This is a genomic window from Affinirhizobium capsici (assembly GCF_977018625.1).
The window spans coordinates 1,375,780-1,391,962 of sequence record NZ_CDRNXD010000004.1 but is presented as its reverse complement, the minus strand read 5'-3'; the positions used below and the strand labels follow the sequence as shown (position 1 = coordinate 1,391,962).

Genomic DNA, 16,183 nt, shown 5'->3' with positions numbered 1-16,183 from the left:
GTAAGCATGTTTCCGAGGAGTAGCTGTTTTTCATGGCGTGCCGCAGGGGCTGGAATTCATCATTTATGCGTCTTGCTGTGATCAGTGTCATTTTTCCTTTGCGTGGCAGAAAAACGGTTGTTATAGAGACGCGCGCTCCGGAAGGCCTCTGCGCGAGGATTTCGACGCGGTTTTGGGGCGCGGGTATGGTGAAATTGGTAGACACGCCAGATTTAGGTTCTGGTGCCGCAAGGCGTGGGAGTTCAAGTCTCTCTACCCGCACCAAGTCGCGACAGTCTGTCGCCGCAGGCCGTTTTGGCAGGTTGGCGCATGAGACCTCAGCGCAAACGAGATTGCATAGAAGCCACGACCGGCGAAGCTCCGGCGTCGTGCTCATGGAAACAACGGCTGTCTGAGCACCGCCGCATGATTATGAAGGTATGACAATGCAGGTTACCGAAACGCTCGCTGAAGGGCTGAAGCGCGAAATCAAGGTCGTTATTCCGGCCAGCGATATGGAACAGCGCATGAACGAGCGCCTGGCCGAAGCCAAGGATAAGGTTCGCATCAATGGCTTTCGTCCTGGCAAGGTTCCTGTCGCACACCTGAAGAAGGTCTACGGCAAGTCGATCATGGCTGAGCTGGTCAACGAAATCGTTCGTGACCGCCCAAGCGCGATCCTTTCCGAGCGTGGGGAAAAGTCTGCAACGCAGCCAAGCATCAAGATGACTGAGGACGAGGCGGAAGCCGAAAAGATCCTTAGCGCTGAAGCTGATCTCGAATTCACACTCTCCTACGAAGTGATTCCGGCAATCGAACTGCAGCCAACGAGCGGTATCAAGGTTACCCGCGAAGTGGTTGAAGTTTCTGAAGAGGAAGTCACCGAGCAGATCGAAAAGATCGCTGAGAGCGCGCGCACCTTCGAAAAGAAGGAAGGCGCTGCCGCTGATGGCGACCGCGTGACCATGAACTACCTCGGCAAGGTTGACGGCGAAGCCTTCGATGGCGGCGCTGCTGAGGATGCGGAACTGGTTCTTGGCTCGGGCCGATTCATTCCAGGCTTTGAAGACCAGCTGGTCGGCGTCAAGGCTGGCGATGAAAAGGTGATCACGGTTACCTTCCCATCCGAATATCCGGCTGCGAACCTCGCCGGCAAGGAAGCGACCTTTGACATCACCGTCAAGGAAGTTGCCGCTCCTGCCGCCGTTGAGCTCAACGATGAACTGGCTTCCAAGCTGGGCGTAGAATCGCTCGACAAGCTGAAGGAAATTGTGCGCGGCCAGATCGAAGGCCAGTACGGCAACGTAACGCGCCAGAAGGTTAAGCGTCAGATCCTTGACCAGCTTGACGAACAGTACAAGTTCGAAACGCCTCAGACCTTGGTTGATGCCGAGTTCGACAACATCTGGCGTCAGATCAACACAGACCTCGCGCAGTCCGGCAAGACCTTTGCTGACGAAGACACGACCGAAGAAGAAGCCCGCGAAGAATATCGCAAGCTTGCTGAGCGTCGCGTTCGTCTCGGTCTCGTTCTCTCCGAAATCGGCGAGAAGGCTGGCGTTGATGTAACCGAAGAAGAAATGCAGCGGGCGCTTTACACGCAGTTGCAGCAGTTCCCTGGCCAGCAGCGCGAAATTCTCGACTATTTCCGCAACACGCCGGGTGCAGCCGCTTCGCTTCGCGCGCCGATCTTCGAAGAGAAGGTCATCGACAAGCTGCTGTCTGAAATCGACGTCACGGATAAGACCGTTTCCAAGGAAGAACTTCTCGCTGACGAAGAAGAAGGTTCTGAAGGGTCGGTAAAGACCGAAAAGAAAAAGGCTGCTCCGAAGAAGAAGGCCGCCAAGGCGGAAGCTTCCGACGCTGCTGAAGGTGAAGAAGCTGCTGCCCCAAAGAAGAAGGCTGCTTCCAAGAAGAAGGCCGCTGAAGGCGACGCTGAATAAGCGATACTTCTCCAGCAATTACCTATTAAACCCTCGGCGAAAGCCGGGGGTTTTTACGTTTGGCGGGTCTAACGCCACAAGTATCGGCAGCTTTGCGGTCAGGGCCGGTTCTTCAGCCAATACATTGGCATGCGGCTCCTAACCCATTGTCACGATAGCCAGGAAATCCCCCGGAGTGGCCGCGCCGGCGCCATGCCTCATAATCTGACCAATCTCCGTTGAAGCAGCAACCTCTCCGTCCCAGCAACCTCCACTGATCCTCTTTGGCCCGATCAGAGAACTCTCGCCTTGCTAACGCAACATGAAATGCATTAAGAGTCGCGCGACTACTTAACGCTATCCATGTCGCATTAAGGTCTTGTGGGACTCCCTACACCTCGGTGCGGGCGTGCGAGTGGTCGTTAAAAGTTGACTTGCGCAATCGGGCTATAAGAATGGTAACGCTTCCTCGACTCCACGCGCTTCGAAGCAAGGCGCATTTCGCGATGGTGAAGGCTGGTGGGCAAAGTTTCGTGGGAACGCAAATGCGTCGAGCCATCCAAGCGCGTCAGCGGCTGATCATTCTGTTTGGCTGTTTTCTCTTCATCTATGCAATCATTGGCGGCAGGTTGGTTCAATATGGGATGGCAGGTAACCCCGTGACCGACAGCATCGGCCATGATGACAGCCATGTTGCCTCACGTCCCGACATCATCGACCGTAATGGTGAGTTGTTGGCGACTGACCTCAACATGGTCTCTCTTTATGGTGAGCCCAGACGAATCGTTGATGTCGACGAGGCCATTGAAAAGCTGGCGAGCGTCATTCCAGGCCTTGATTGGGTGGAAACCCACAGAAAGCTAACCTCCAAAAGCGCCTTCCAATGGCTTCGACGTCAACTGACCCCAATGCAGCAAGCAACGATCATGAAACTGGGCATTCCAGGAATCGGGTTTCGTCCGGAAAAGCGAAGATTTTATCCTGCTGGCTCAGCCGCCGCCCACATTCTTGGTTATGTCAACATCGACAATCAGGGGCTGGCGGGGATGGAGCGCTACATAGACCAGCAGGGCCTTTCGGAGCTACGAGCAGCGGGTTTGACCAACAACGTACCCATGTCGCCTATACGCCTCTCGATAGATCTGCGCGTCCAAAGCATCGTCCACGAAGTTGTCGCCACCGCCAAGGACGCCTACCAGGCAGAGGCCGCTGGAGCGGTCGTCCTGGATGTAAATACCGGCGAAGTTATCGCCATGGCCTCTGTCCCGGATTTCGACCCCAATGAACCTTCCCGCACCTTGCCGGATGGAAGCGTTGACAAGGAATATGAAAAGGGCTGGTTCAACCGGATGAGCAATGCCACCTTCGAGATGGGCTCCACCTTCAAGAGCTTCACCCTCGCCATGGGAATTGACGAGGGCAAAATCACCCTGAACAGCGTGGTTGATGCAAGCAAGCCATACCGGCTGTCTGGCTATACAATCCGCGATGATCACGGCCAGGGACGTCCGTTGACTGTGCCCGAGGTCTTTCAGTATTCCTCAAACATCGGGACCGCGACCATTGCATCCATGGTCGAGCTTCCTGATCATCAAGCATTCCTGACGAAACTCGGCCTCCTGTCGAAAATGAAGACGGAGTTGCCGGAGGTGGCAACCCCGACGCAGCCGCATCCTTGGCGGAAAATCAATCAGGCAACCATTTCTTTTGGGCATGGCGTGGCAACCACGCCGCTCCAGACGGCTGTGGCCGGGGCCGCGTTGATCAATGGCGGAAAACTCATCGAACCAACGTTTCTCCCTAGAACCTCCGCAGATGCTGAAGCCGCAGCCACTCAGGTCATCAAGGCCTCCACCAGCGCCGACATGCGGTTCCTCTTTTACTGGAACGGCATTAAAGGGTCGGGGCGGAGTGCTCTCGTTCCGGGCTTCAATGTCGGCGGGAAGACTGGCACCGCCGACAAGGTTATCAATGGCAGATATGCGGCCCATCTTAACTTCAACGCGTTCTTGGCGGGCTTCCCCATCAACAAGCCCTGCTACGTGGTCCTCACGGTTATCGATGCTCCGCTTACGGGGGAGAAAGGCGGTCGCTTGGCTGCCTATACCGCCGCGCCGATGGTCAGGGAAATTATCAGCATGAGCGCAGCTTTGCTGGGAGTTCAGCCCCAATTTGGGGATGGGCAGGATCAATTGCTCGTCAATTACTGAGGATCATTCTCGTAAAGCACATAGTCCTTGATGGTCTGCTGGTTCTCGAATGGCCGCATACTGCCGGGCGCGCTCAGCGCGTTTTCGATAAGCTCTAACTGGTATGCCTTGGTAATTGTTTGGCCCGTGAAGAACATCCTGTAGACGATAGGGGCAAAGATCATATCCATCAACCGGTCAGGAACCAGGACGGGTTCACCTCGCGCGGCACATCGATCGATAAGGCAAACGAGATTCTGAAACGGGTAACCTGCCGCTGTCTGTGCCAGTCTCACATTGGTGAACCGTTCGCGGAAAAGCGCGCGCGCCGGACCCGAAGAAATGTCATCGACCAGTTGTTCCAGCCAAAGTTCGAGATCGCCTCTAAAGCTTCCGGTATCGGTCGGAATGCTGTCTGGCAGGAACCGCTCTTTGGCGACGTCCTCAAGCAGCTTTGGCAGGGTTCCCCATCGGCGATAAATGGTAGAAGGCGGAACGTCAGCCCGCGCTGCAACCAGTGCAACGGTCAGTTCCTCGTCCTGCTGCTCGTCCATCAATTCTCGTACAGCTTTGTGTACAGCGATTTGAATACGTTCGCTTCGACCGCCTGGCCTGATAAGTGTCCGTGCCAACAATTGCCTCCCTGATAACGATCAAGCCCTAGCACAGAATGCTCCAGGGAATGAAGGTGATGGCACAGAGGTGGTGCTATGCGTATCCGCTAGCGAGACCGAAGAGGCCTTGGGGCACAGGGTTGCTTGCGAGCGCACCGAAAGATCGGGCATCATGATGTTTGCTCGCCATATTGCGGACGCTTGGCGAAAAGCGGGGCTCACCAACTCGTAATGAGTAGGGGGTCCGCGAGCCCCTGACCGGTCTCATACCGGCTCGTGTCAGATAGACCGTCGGTCCGATTCGCCTCAAGCGTCCGAAGTGCGCCCGTTCGCCAAAGCTATTTCGTGTCTTAACGAAAGGTAAATGCCAGTGCCAATTTGGCGCGCCGCATCCTCTACCTGCCAGCCAAAGCTCCAGGCATCGCGCAGCAGCGCCCGTTCCTCTTCCGGAATGTTGAGACGAGCAGCCTTGGTATAGGGGTTCTCTTGAGCAAAGGCTCCGAGAATACGGGCATTGGAGCCACGCTCTTGGCAGTCCAGTAGAGATTCGAGAGTCATTCACATTATTCCTTGCGCAGGAGCTAATATGGAAATGTTCTCAGCACTTCAAGAACCCTTTAGCGTTAATCCTTTCGAAATATATTTCTGTCTTGCCCCATACAAACCCTTGCAAAATCTAGAGTTTTTTAAACAAGTTCCGAATCGTCACGCTACCCATTTCAGGTAGATAGTGGAGAGCGGCGGCAGTGTAAGGGCGATAGATTGACTTTGACCATGTGCGGGAAGCTGCTCAGTCATTGCGCCAATGTTACCTAGGTTGGAGCCGCCATACACGCCTGCATCGGAGTTGAGGATCTCGTTCCACATCCCCTTTTGGGGTACGCCAATTCTGTATCCGTGCCGTGGAATGGGTGTAAGGTTCGAGACGGCTAGAACGGCGCTCTGTCCATCCTCTGATTTCCGCAAGATGGCGAATACGGAATTGGCCGCATCGTCCCCGACGATCCATTCAAACCCTTCGGGGTGCAGATCACCATATTGCAGGGCAGGCTCATCTTTATAAATGCGGTTCAGATCACCCACTAACCTCTGCAGTCCAGCATGATCCGGGCGATCCAGGAGATCCCAGACAATAGAGCCGTCATGATTCCATTCTGTTGATTGGCCGATTTCCCCTCCCATGAAGAGCAGTTTCTTGCCGGGATGCGCCCACATGAATCCGAAATAGGCGCGAAGGTTTGCCATTTTCTGCCAGTGGTCACCCGGCATTTTGCCAAGCAAGGAGCCTTTTCCGTGTACCACTTCATCGTGGGAGAGCGGCAGCATGAAACGCTCGGAATAGGCATAGACCATGCCGAAGGTCATCATTCCATGGTGGTATTGGCGGTAAACCGGCTCCTTCTCCATGTAATGGAGCGTGTCATGCATCCAGCCCATATTCCATTTGAAGTCGAAACCAAGCCCGCCTTCCTCGACGGGTTTGGTCACTCCCGGCCAAGCAGTCGATTCCTCGGCAACGGTAAAGGCATGGGGGCAGCGCTGGTGTATGATGCTATTCAGATGCTTGAAAAACTCGACCGATTCGAGGTTCTCTCGCCCGCCGTATTTGTTCGGTATCCACTCACCTGCGTTACGGGAGTAATCGCGGTAGAGCATTGAAGCCACGGCATCGACGCGAAGCGCATCAATGTGAAAATGCTCCAGCCATTCCATCGCGCTGGCGATGAGAAAGCCTTTCACCTCGTTGCGACCGAGGTTGTAGATCAATGTATTCCAGTCTTTGTGGAAACCCTCTCGCGGGTCTTCATGCTCGTAAAGAGCGGTACCATCGAAGCGGGCAAGACCCCAGACATCCGTTGGAAAATGCGCTGGCACCCAATCCAGAATGACGCCGATGCCTGAGGCATGGCAGCGGTCGATGAAGTAGGCAAAATCCTCCGGCGTTCCGTAGCGACCGGTGGGCGCAAACAGGCCAAGCGGTTGATAACCCCAGGAACCGCCGAAGGGATGTTCCATGATGGGCAACAGCTCAATATGCGTGAACCCGAGTTCAGCAGCGTAAGGCACAAGCCTCTGGCTCAGCTCTACCCAATCCAGCGAGCGGTTCGCTTCCTCGGCAATGCGCAGCCATGAGCCGAGATGCACCTCATAGACGGACATTGCGCCTTCACCGGAGCGCTTGCCAGCACCATCCCGCATCCAGGCTTCATCGGTCCAGCGGAAGGGCTGGCTCGATGCGACGATGGAAGCTGTGGCGGGTGCCGCTTCGCTGGCGCGGGCAATTGGGTCAGCCTTCTGGGGCAGGAGGTTACCGTCGCGATCAATGATTTCGAACTTGTAGCGGTCGCCCGGACCCACACGCGGGACGAAAAGCTCCCAAATCCCAGCTTCGCGGCGTGAACGCATGGGATTTCGCCGCCCATCCCAGGAATTGAAATCACCGACGACAGAGACGCGCCGCGCATTGGGTGCCCACACGGAAAAGCGCACGCCGCTTGTGCCGTCGATATCCATGGCGACAGCGCCGAGCGTGCGCCCGAGGTCATAATGTGTGCCCTGACTGATGAGGTGCAGGTCCAACTCACCAAGCAGGAGGCCGAAAGAATAGGGATCTTCGGTTTCCTGCATGGCTTCCGGCCAAAGAATCCGCAAACGGTATCTGCCAGAAGAGGTGACTGATGCCGCAAAGAGGCCGGCAGCGTGGACGCGATGCATCTTTGCCATCACATTCATGCCGGAAGCATCGAGCAGTTCAATGCCTTCCGCGCCAGGGTAGAAAGCGCGGACTACTGTTGAACCCTGCATGGGGTGCGCACCGAGGATGGAGAAGGGGTCTCCATGGCGGCCAGCAACCAGTGCTTCGATGGCGTCGAGATCAAGCCCGGCCATCAATTCGGAGCGTTCCATGTTCATGCCGTTCTTTCCGAAAGTCGTTCAACAATGGCTGCAAAGCCACGAAGCGGAATGGGAAGCCATTTCGGGCGGTTGCGCGCCTCATAGGCAATCTCGTAGGCCGCCTTTTCCAAGAGGTAGAGGTCCAGCATCTGCTGGCGCTTGGTCTCATCCACCTGGAGATTCTTGGAGCCCGCCACCGCCTGGAAGTAGCTGTCGAGGAAGTTGCGTTCAGCCAATTCCACGAACCTGCGAATAATGGCGCTTCGTTCTGGCGTATCGGTCTCGGCAACAGCTTCTGTTTCCAACTCTGCTGTGGCGGCGAGATAACTCAGCGAGCGCAACAGGCCAGCCACATCGCGAAGCGGAATTGTTTTTGCTCGTCGCTGCGCCAGCTCACGAGCGGGCTCACCCTCGAAGTCGATGATGTAAGCATCTGATTCCGCAACGAGTACTTGGCCAAGATGGAAGTCGCCATGGTTGCGGATCATCATCGCGCCTTCCGCAGCGCGTGACAGCTTGGCTGCAAGATCCATGAGGTGCTGCCGCTGGCCCAGCAGAGGCTTCACCATTGCCGCAACTTCCGGCTCCAGTTGGCCATCCTCTTCCTCAAGAATATCCAAGGCCCTGTCGATTTGCCCAACTGCACTTGCGCGCCAAAGTTCGCAGTTTTCTTCCAGCGCGGGCAGGGGAACGAAATTCTGGTTATCGGTATCCTCTGCCAAGGCGAAGTGAAGCTCACCCAAACGCTGGCCGATGGTCCCGGCAAACGTCGTCAATGGTTTGAGCAGGTCATCTTGCGCATCCGGTTCCGGCGCACTAATGCCGATGTCATCCAGAATGCGCCGCAGATTGGTCAGCATCCAGTTCCACGCATCGCCTTGGTTGCGAATAGCACCCTGCACGATCATGAGGGTAAATCGCTCACCTTCGGGCGATGTGCGGACAACTTCACCCAGCAGCGGTGCAGTGTTCTGATATCTGACTTCTGTCAGATAACGGGTCATTTCCACTTCGGGATGAACACCGGGCGAAATGTGACGGATAAGCTTGATCATCGCCATATCCGCAATGATCAGGCTGCTGTTCGATTGTTCGGCCGAAAGCCAGCGGACCGGCATATCGTCCGCCAGGCTCATGCAGTCCAGCTGCTCTGTGCCCAGGAACTCCAATGTCCCGGCGCGACCGGAGATAACTGACCTTTCACACAGACCCCGAACCACACCGCGGGCCATTGCCTCAGTGCTGAAACCGTCTGTCAAAAAGCCTACACGTCTGCCTTGGCGAATGCGCGCTAGCGCAAGTTGCTGGGCAAGGGCAGAAGGTTGGGTATCATCCCAAGCAGGCGTCAGTGGCACCAGGTAGGTTTCGGTGTGACCTTCCAGCTCCGCCTCAAGCTCTCCAAGCAGAATATTGTGAGTGATCCCCATGGGAATCGCAGATACAAGCCGTGCCTGCTTCAGGCGCTCACCCTTGGCCCCAAACCATCGGCGCTTCTCGAGGTAGGATGGCAGGATATCGCGGGAAAGGGTCTGCACGAGGTGGGGCTCATCCACCAGATCCGTCATGTCGCGGCGGATCACGAGCGTCTGTAGGTCAGGCATCTGCTCCGGTGGCTCCGTTCTCCATGCCGGGCCATCCGCTTCCGCTACCAGTTGGAACCAGTAGAATGAGAAAGGCGGCAGGGTCAGCAGGTAGGTCAATTGACCGATGGGTGGGAAGGGCGACATGCCTGTAAGTTCGATTGGTACCCGGCCCTGAAATTCCGCAAGATCGAGTTCCACCGCCTGCGGCAGGCGTGAAAGGTTGGCGACGCACAGGATCGTTTCACCGTTATATTCGCGCAGGTAAGCGAGAATCCTTCGGTTGCCGGGCGTCAGGAATCGCAGCGAACCGCGACCGAATGCGGGGTGGCGGCCACGCAGGGCCAGCATTCGCCGTGTCCAGTTCAGCAGGCTGTGCTGGTCCACGCTTTGCGCTTCGACATTCAGCGCCTCATAGCCGTATAACGGGTCCATCACGGGTGGCAGCACCAGTCGCGCCGGGTCCGCGCGGGAAAAGCCGCCATTGCGATCCGGCGACCATTGCATAGGAGTGCGAACTCCATCTCGGTCTCCAAGATAGATATTGTCACCCATGCCGATTTCATCGCCATAGTAGAGAACGGGCGTTCCTGGCATGGAGAGGAGCAAGCCATTCATCAGTTCCACACGGCGACGATCCCGCTCCATCAGCGGCGCAAGGCGGCGGCGAATACCGAGGTTGATGCGGGCGCGACGATCAGCGGCGTAAGTGTTCCAGAGGTAATCGCGCTCTTCGTCCGTCACCATTTCCAGCGTGAGTTCATCGTGGTTACGCAGGAAAATTGCCCACTGGCAGTTTTCTGGAATTTCCGGCGTCTGGCGCATGATGTCGGTGATCGGAAAACGATCCTCCTTGGCAATCGCCATGTACATTCGCGGCATGAGCGGAAAGTGGAATGCCATATGGCATTCATCGCCGTCGCCGAAATATTCGCTGGTATCTTCCGGCCATTGGTTGGCCTCTGCCAGAAGCATCTTGCCCGGATGCGTGGCATCGAGGGCTGACCGGATTTTTTTCAGGACGTCGTGGGTTTCAGGCAGGTTCTCATTGATCGTGCCCTCGCGCTCGACAAGGTAAGGAATGGCATCCAGGCGGAAGCCATCAATGCCGGTTTCCAGCCAGAAGCGCATGACGGTGAGAAGCTCATCCAGCACCTGAGGATTGTCGAAATTCAGGTCTGGCTGGTGGGAGTAAAAGCGGTGCCAATAATAGGCACCTGCCACAGGGTCCCATGTCCAGTTGGATTTTTCCGTATCCAGAAAGATGATGCGCGTTTCGGGAAACTTTTGATCGGTATCGGACCAGACATAAAAATCGCGTTCCGCAGAGCCAGCAGGGGCATTGCGCGCGCGTTGAAACCAGGGGTGCTGATCGCTGGTGTGATTAATAACAAGCTCGATGATCACGCGGATATTGCGCTGATGGGCGGCGTCCACGAAGGCGCGGAAATCTTCCATTGTGCCGTAGTCGGGGCTCACATTGCCGTAATCGGCAATGTCGTAACCATCGTCGCGACGGGGCGAGGGGAAGAAGGGCAACAGCCAGATTGCGGTCGCGCCAAGGGATGCGATGTGATCGATCTTTTCGGTTAATCCGGCAAAGTCGCCGATGCCATCGCCATTGCTATCGTAGAATGACTTCACATGCAGTTGGTAGATGATTGAGTCTTTGTACCAGAGCAGGTTTTGATCGCTATTCTGGCCCTGCGAGTTCTGCATCATGTCCATGTGTATCCTCCCGAATTCTATCGCACGCGCCAGATGGAAAAGGGCAGGTGCGGTTCCAGCCGCAAATGCTGCCACTTCCCGGTCAGCGAAAATTTCTGTCCGCTAATCAGATCTTCCAGGTTAAGCGTGCCATGGTCGGGTAGGTTCCATGCCCATAGCGGTATCTCTACATCTGCCTCCTGCACGTTGTGTGGATCAAGGCTCACACCCACCAGCAGAACATTGTCTCGCGCCGGGCTCGATTTCTCGAAAAAGATGATGTTGTCGTTCCATGCAATCAGCTGGCGCAATCCCAGGTGTGAATGCAAAGCCGGGTTTTCCCGGCGAATTCGGTTGAGCATCGCAATTTCGGCCTTGATGTTGCCGGGCCGGTCGTAATCCCAAGCGCGGATCTCGTATTTTTCTGAATCCGCATATTCCTTGCGCTTGGCGTCTGGCCTGCCTTCGCAAAGCTCAAAGCCATTATAGACGCCCCACAGACCGGAGAGTGTCGCCGCAAGCGCCGCACGGATGAGATAGGCCGGGCGCGGCGCGTTTTGCAGAAAATCCGGGTTGATATCATGCGTGTTGACGAAGAAGTGCGGCCGGAAAAATTCACGCGGCTCGTCTGTCGTCAGCTCACGCATGTAGGTTTCCAGCTCCCACTTCGTATTACGCCAGGTGAAGTAGGTGTAGGACTGCGAGAACCCGACTTTCGCCAGACGGTACATCACCTTTGGGCGGGTGAAGGCTTCCGAAAGGAACACCACCTCCGGGTGCCGGTTGCGAATGTCGGCAATCATCCATTCCCAGAAAGGAAAGGGCTTGGTGTGCGGATTATCCACGCGGAACAGCTTCACACCGTGATCGACCCACTTCTGCACCACATCGCGCAATTCGATCCATAGGGCGGGAACGGCATCCTTGGCGTAGAAATCAACGTTGACGATGTCTTCGTATTTTTTCGGTGGGTTCTCGGCATAGCGCACCGTGCCATCGGGGCGCCAGTCGAACCAGCCGGGATGATCCTTCAGCCAGGGGTGATCGGGGGAGGCTTGAATGGCAAGGTCCAAAGCGATTTCGAGACCATGCTGACGAGCTGCCTCTACCAGCCTGTCAAAATCATCGAAGGTGCCGAGTTCCGGGTGAATAGCGTCATGGCCGCCTGCCTCGGAACCAATGCCGTAGGGGCTGCCGGGGTCGTTCGGCCCTGCCTGCAGCGAGTTGTTGCGACCCTTGCGATTGGTGGTGCCGATGGGGTGGATCGGCGGAAAGTAGAGAACATCAAAGCCCATCTCCCTGATTGCAGGCAGACGCTTGATTACATCGTCGAAGGTACCATGGCGGTTGGGGGCACCGCTTTGGGAGCGTGGGAAGATTTGATACCAGCTGGCAAATGCTGCTTCCTTACGCTCCGCATCAAGAGGAACAGGCTCGGAACGCACGCGGTGCGGTCGCTTGTCTGCCCGCGCCATTAACTGGCTTGCATCGGAGGAGAGGAGGATGCGGATTTTATCGTCCGTGCTGGCATCCGCCAGACTTTGACGTAGCTTTGTCAACTCTGCCTTCAGGCTTTCGTCGGTGGTGTCGAGAGCAGCATCGACGAGCAAAAGGCCTTCCTGAATCTCGAGGTTCAGGTCCAGCCGCGCATCATGCTTCTTGCCAAATTCATAGCGGAAAATCTGGAACGGGTTGCGCCATGTTTCGACTGCAAACTCGTGGCGCCCCATGCGCCGAGGGGTGAACTCAGCCGTCCAGCGGTCGTTCTCAACCAATCGCATCGGCACTTCTGTCCAGGCGTTCTCATCGGCAGCACGCCAGAATAGTGCGCCCGAAATAGGGTCATGGCCGTCACCGAACAAATCCGCCTCGACCACTACTGTCTCCCCCACCACTCGCTTTACCGGGAAGCGACCGCCATCCACACAAGGGCTAATGTTTTCAATGGCCAGCCGAGGGGTGCCAGCCGCTGTTGCGGCGTCGTATATGTCCACGGCTCCTGTGATGGCCGGTGAACTTGCTCCCTCCAGCACCCGAATTTCCGCCGGTTGAAGGCGAATTGACGCAGGTGCCTCGAGGTTTTCATTGTCCGCTTGCTTCAGGGGAAGAAAAGCAGAGGCCGCTTCGCGCAGAGAACTCATCGGCGCAGAGCTGCTGCGGCGAACATCCTTGTTCAGCACGATGATGCTGACATTGGAAGCCGTTCGGAGGTCTTCCTGCTCTGACTGAAGCAGCGATACCACGCTGCCTTGGCCAGTTGAGAGAAGGCGAAGAAAGGGTGCTTTTCTCTTCCCCTTCGCCTTGGCTTGACTGTTCAGCGCCCGAATTTCGCCGCTGAGGTCATAGCAGGCTTGAGCTCGCAATCCACGCAAACCGTCAGCCGTCCCATGCGTAGGATCAAGCGGCGCAGATGCGCCAAACTCAAAGCCCATCGGGACAAGCAGACCTTGCCCCAACCGTTCCGCAAGCAGAAGACGTTGCCGCGCGCGCCGCTCACGAACCTCAACGCTATCGATTCCATGGGCGATGCGCTTGGCAAACGGTGCTTCTGGAAACGCAATTTGCGCTCCATAGGCGCGTTGCAGGCTATATTCCTCCAACAGCCAACGCTCCTCCATGTCCCACCAGGCGAAGGAGGAGAAGCAAGCATCGAAAACGCTGTGTGCATATTCCCGGCGGACCGCGAAATCTGTTCCCGGCGTCCATGCCAGGAAATGCGCATCACCGCAGGCAGCTTTCAAGCGAAGCCATACATCGTGCGGAACGCGGTCCAGGCCCAGGCATCGGAAACCTTTGACGCCAGCTTCCGCTACATTGCGAATGCGGCCTTCCCATTCGTGAAAATGGTTGTCTCGATCCTGTGGCGGAAAGTCCCGCAATAGCTCACTTTTTGCGGTGAGCGGCGACAATCGTGGATCGGCGATTGGACGAATGAGTGAGCCATTGGAGATAGGACGTCTATCCACGACCAGATCAAGCATGAAGATCAGGCCCTCAGAACGGGCTGCCTCCGCCAGCGATCGGACGGCATCAAAGATATTCTCGGCAAGGCCAAGTTCTGGGTCGGTTCTATCGAAGTCAGAAGAAACAAAAACGCTCGCACCCGCAACGCGTTTTGCCAGCGGTGCACTGAGAACGGTGTCGAAGCCGAGTTCCCGCGCATGCCGAAACACCTCTCGCCAAGCTTCTAAACCGCGTAGCATGAGCGGGTGAACATAATAGATGCGGGGATCAAGGTAAGGAGAAATCTCGGACTGCGAGGACAATGCCAGATCAGTTTGCATGGTGCCGCCTACGGTTATCATTCCGGGGCCTAACGTTACGAAAGAGCGGCTTGTTCCCCTCGGTGTCGCTAATAAACAAGAGGCAGCCTGGCACCTCCCCGGGATGCGGGGAGGTGCGATGCATCCTCAGTGGGGAGTTCCGAGACTTGCTTCCTCGACAGCTTCCTCAAACCGGCGGCGGGCCGAATCTGCATCCTCGCGGCCATCGAGAGCGGCAAGGCATGCGCTATGGGCGCGGGAAAAACTTTGCCCTTTCACATGAGGCCATCGACGATCCATGAAGCGGATGGCTTCGAGTGCGTTGGTGATGGGGACTCCCCCAGCTTCAACGGGTCTTCTCCATGTCGTGCGTTCCATTTTTACCTCCCGGAATGGTGCATCAACCAAACCGGCGGTTCCTGCTGAAGTTCCAAACGGTGGAAAACTCGCTCCATCCATTAGGGTAAAGGGCGTCTTAACGAAGTCGTGAGACCTGAGCCGTTATGGTTCGCTCCAGTCGAACCCTGCAGAGAGGTGCGAAAAAATGGCTCAAGCGGCATCTGCCAAGGGACGCAAGCGGCGTCGCAAATCCAGTTCCAAATCAAGCAGAGGCGGCGGTATCGTGCCATGGCTGCTGGCCCTTGCGGGCGTAGCGGGCATTATTGCCTTCGCCGATAACGCACAGCATTTAAAGCCCTATCTTCCCAGCTCTCTGGCGTCGCTCAAAATTCCGCAGCTTGGCGGCGATAACAAAGCACCGACCAGTGTTCCGGCGCCTGCCCGTAAGCCGGAAGCAGAAGCAGCCCGCGTTGTGCCTGCGGATCTGGTCGGCAAGCGGTTTACCGGCACCTTCTATTTCTGTGGCACCTCTGGCTTGGATAATTGCGTGGTCGACGGCAGTACTTTTTGGTTCAAGAAGCAGCAAATCCGGCTGGCGGATGTCTCGGCGCCGCGCACCGAGGATGCCCGCTGCCCGCAGGAACGTTCCAGAGGTTTCGCTGCGAAGGTGCGCCTGCGCGACCTGTTGAATGCGGGTGCTTTCGAACTGACAGACTGGCCCAATCGTAACGAAGACGGTTCCGGCCGCCAGCTAAGAGTTGTGCTCCGCAACGGCTCATCCATTGGCCGCCAGATGGTTCACGAGGGATTGGTGCACGGCGTTACGGATGCAGGCAAGCCTTGGTGCTGATCCTGTCGTCGATTTGTTGCGCCAGAAGAGTACGAAGATCGCATTCAATGGGCCTCGTTTAGAGTTTGGGAACCACTTCAGGCGATTGTTGGCATGTAGTGAGTTTGATTCGAGCGAGTGTGTATAGGAGAGTTCATGTCGCTAGCCCATTTTCCCGCTGACCGTCGTACGGCAGAGATCCGGCGTTGTGCGCAAGCGCTGCTGAACCTCCACGGACAAGAAGCCAATCTTTACTGGCGCTCCGAAATGGCAGCATTCGCAGCAAGCCTTTCGAAGCAGGGCGCATCTGAAGAAGAGGTTTCTTTCCAGGCTGGTCTCTTCATGAATGCGGTGCAGAGCGAACTGCAGCGCCTCTTTCTCGAAGAAGTCGATCAGGCCATTGATGCCCGCGCTTGAGGCGTAAAATAACTCGCTAGAACCTATAAAGCCGCCAGCAAAAGCGAGGCGGCTTTTTCATGTGGAAGCGGTGTAGCAAGCAAACGTAACCGCGTTGCAAATCTTGCATATAATGTTTTATTTCAGCGGCTTGGAAGTTTGGTGGGTGATGTAGGGCTCGAACCTACGACCCGCTGATTAAGAGTCAGCTGCTCTACCAACTGAGCTAATCACCCATCCCGTCAGCGCTTGGTGTTGTGTGCGCCGTTGGTGTGAGGGCGCGTATAAAGGGCTCTTGATGTGTTGTCTAGCGCCTATCGGAAAAAAGTTCGAAATTTTTCGCAGGAAGTTCGCCTCAAGCTATGGAAGCCCTGGTTTTGGGGCTTTTTGCCTGTCTGTGGAAAAACATCTTGTTTTAGCCTTCCCGATGTTTCAGCTAAACCACTGACAGATTGAGGATTGGGAGGACA

Annotated in this window: 10 protein-coding genes and 2 tRNA genes; 5 read left to right on the top strand and 7 right to left on the bottom strand. The window is 56.3% G+C overall.

Annotation, left to right across the window (positions count from 1 at the left end):
- The first annotated feature begins 179 nt into the window (after window positions 1-179).
- The 3 genes from AC0JZ1_RS10120 to AC0JZ1_RS10110 all read left to right on the top strand — a co-directional run bounded on the left by AC0JZ1_RS10120 (window position 180) and on the right by AC0JZ1_RS10110 (window position 4,111).
- Window positions 180-264: transfer RNA gene (locus AC0JZ1_RS10120), tRNA-Leu, on the top strand.
- Between the two features lie 161 nt (window positions 265-425).
- The gene (gene tig, locus AC0JZ1_RS10115) at window positions 426-1,922 is read left to right on the top strand and encodes a trigger factor (RefSeq protein WP_471882247.1); all 1,497 of its coding nucleotides are present in this window, start codon (window positions 426-428) and stop codon (window positions 1,920-1,922) included.
- Window positions 1,923-2,356: 434 nt separating this feature from the next.
- Window positions 2,357-4,111, top strand: a complete 1,755-nt coding sequence (locus AC0JZ1_RS10110) for a peptidoglycan D,D-transpeptidase FtsI family protein (protein WP_471882246.1) — start codon at window positions 2,357-2,359, stop codon at window positions 4,109-4,111.
- Here AC0JZ1_RS10110 and AC0JZ1_RS10105 read toward each other — a convergent pair.
- From AC0JZ1_RS10105 to AC0JZ1_RS10080, 6 genes are all read right to left on the bottom strand, one after another.
- Window positions 4,105-4,722 carry a TetR-like C-terminal domain-containing protein gene (locus AC0JZ1_RS10105; RefSeq protein ID WP_471882245.1) on the bottom strand — a complete coding sequence of 206 codons (618 nt, stop codon included), beginning with the start codon at window positions 4,720-4,722 and terminating at the stop codon, window positions 4,105-4,107. The genes AC0JZ1_RS10110 and AC0JZ1_RS10105 overlap by 7 nt on opposite strands.
- 288 nt (window positions 4,723-5,010) lie before the next feature.
- Complete coding sequence (locus AC0JZ1_RS10100) at window positions 5,011-5,262, bottom strand: CrpP-related protein (protein WP_471882244.1); 252 nt, start codon at window positions 5,260-5,262, stop codon at window positions 5,011-5,013.
- 147 nt (window positions 5,263-5,409) lie between these two features.
- On the bottom strand, window positions 5,410-7,617 hold the full coding sequence (gene glgB / locus AC0JZ1_RS10095) for a 1,4-alpha-glucan branching protein GlgB (protein WP_471882243.1): 2,208 nt from the start codon (window positions 7,615-7,617) through the stop codon (window positions 5,410-5,412).
- A complete protein-coding gene (gene treS, locus AC0JZ1_RS10090; RefSeq protein ID WP_471882242.1) occupies window positions 7,614-10,907 on the bottom strand; it encodes a maltose alpha-D-glucosyltransferase in 3,294 nt (1,097 codons plus the stop codon). The genes glgB and treS overlap by 4 nt, the downstream gene beginning before the upstream one ends.
- A 17-nt stretch (window positions 10,908-10,924) precedes the next feature.
- Window positions 10,925-14,170, bottom strand: a complete 3,246-nt coding sequence (locus AC0JZ1_RS10085; RefSeq protein WP_471882241.1) for an alpha-1,4-glucan--maltose-1-phosphate maltosyltransferase — start codon at window positions 14,168-14,170, stop codon at window positions 10,925-10,927.
- Between the two features lie 126 nt (window positions 14,171-14,296).
- Window positions 14,297-14,527 (bottom strand): DUF982 domain-containing protein, encoded by a 231-nt coding sequence (locus AC0JZ1_RS10080; RefSeq protein WP_471882240.1) that lies wholly within the window; start codon window positions 14,525-14,527, stop codon window positions 14,297-14,299.
- A 166-nt stretch (window positions 14,528-14,693) separates the two neighbouring features.
- Between AC0JZ1_RS10080 and AC0JZ1_RS10075 the strand changes: the two genes are divergently transcribed.
- A complete protein-coding gene (locus tag AC0JZ1_RS10075) occupies window positions 14,694-15,338 on the top strand; it encodes a thermonuclease family protein (RefSeq protein ID WP_471882239.1) in 645 nt (214 codons plus the stop codon).
- Between the two features lie 135 nt (window positions 15,339-15,473).
- Window positions 15,474-15,734, top strand: coding sequence for a DUF6074 family protein (locus AC0JZ1_RS10070; protein WP_471882238.1), 261 nt, complete (start codon window positions 15,474-15,476; stop codon window positions 15,732-15,734).
- Between the two features lie 139 nt (window positions 15,735-15,873).
- Here AC0JZ1_RS10070 and AC0JZ1_RS10065 read toward each other — a convergent pair.
- Window positions 15,874-15,949: transfer RNA gene (locus AC0JZ1_RS10065), tRNA-Lys, on the bottom strand.
- Window positions 15,950-16,183 lie beyond the last annotated feature (234 nt).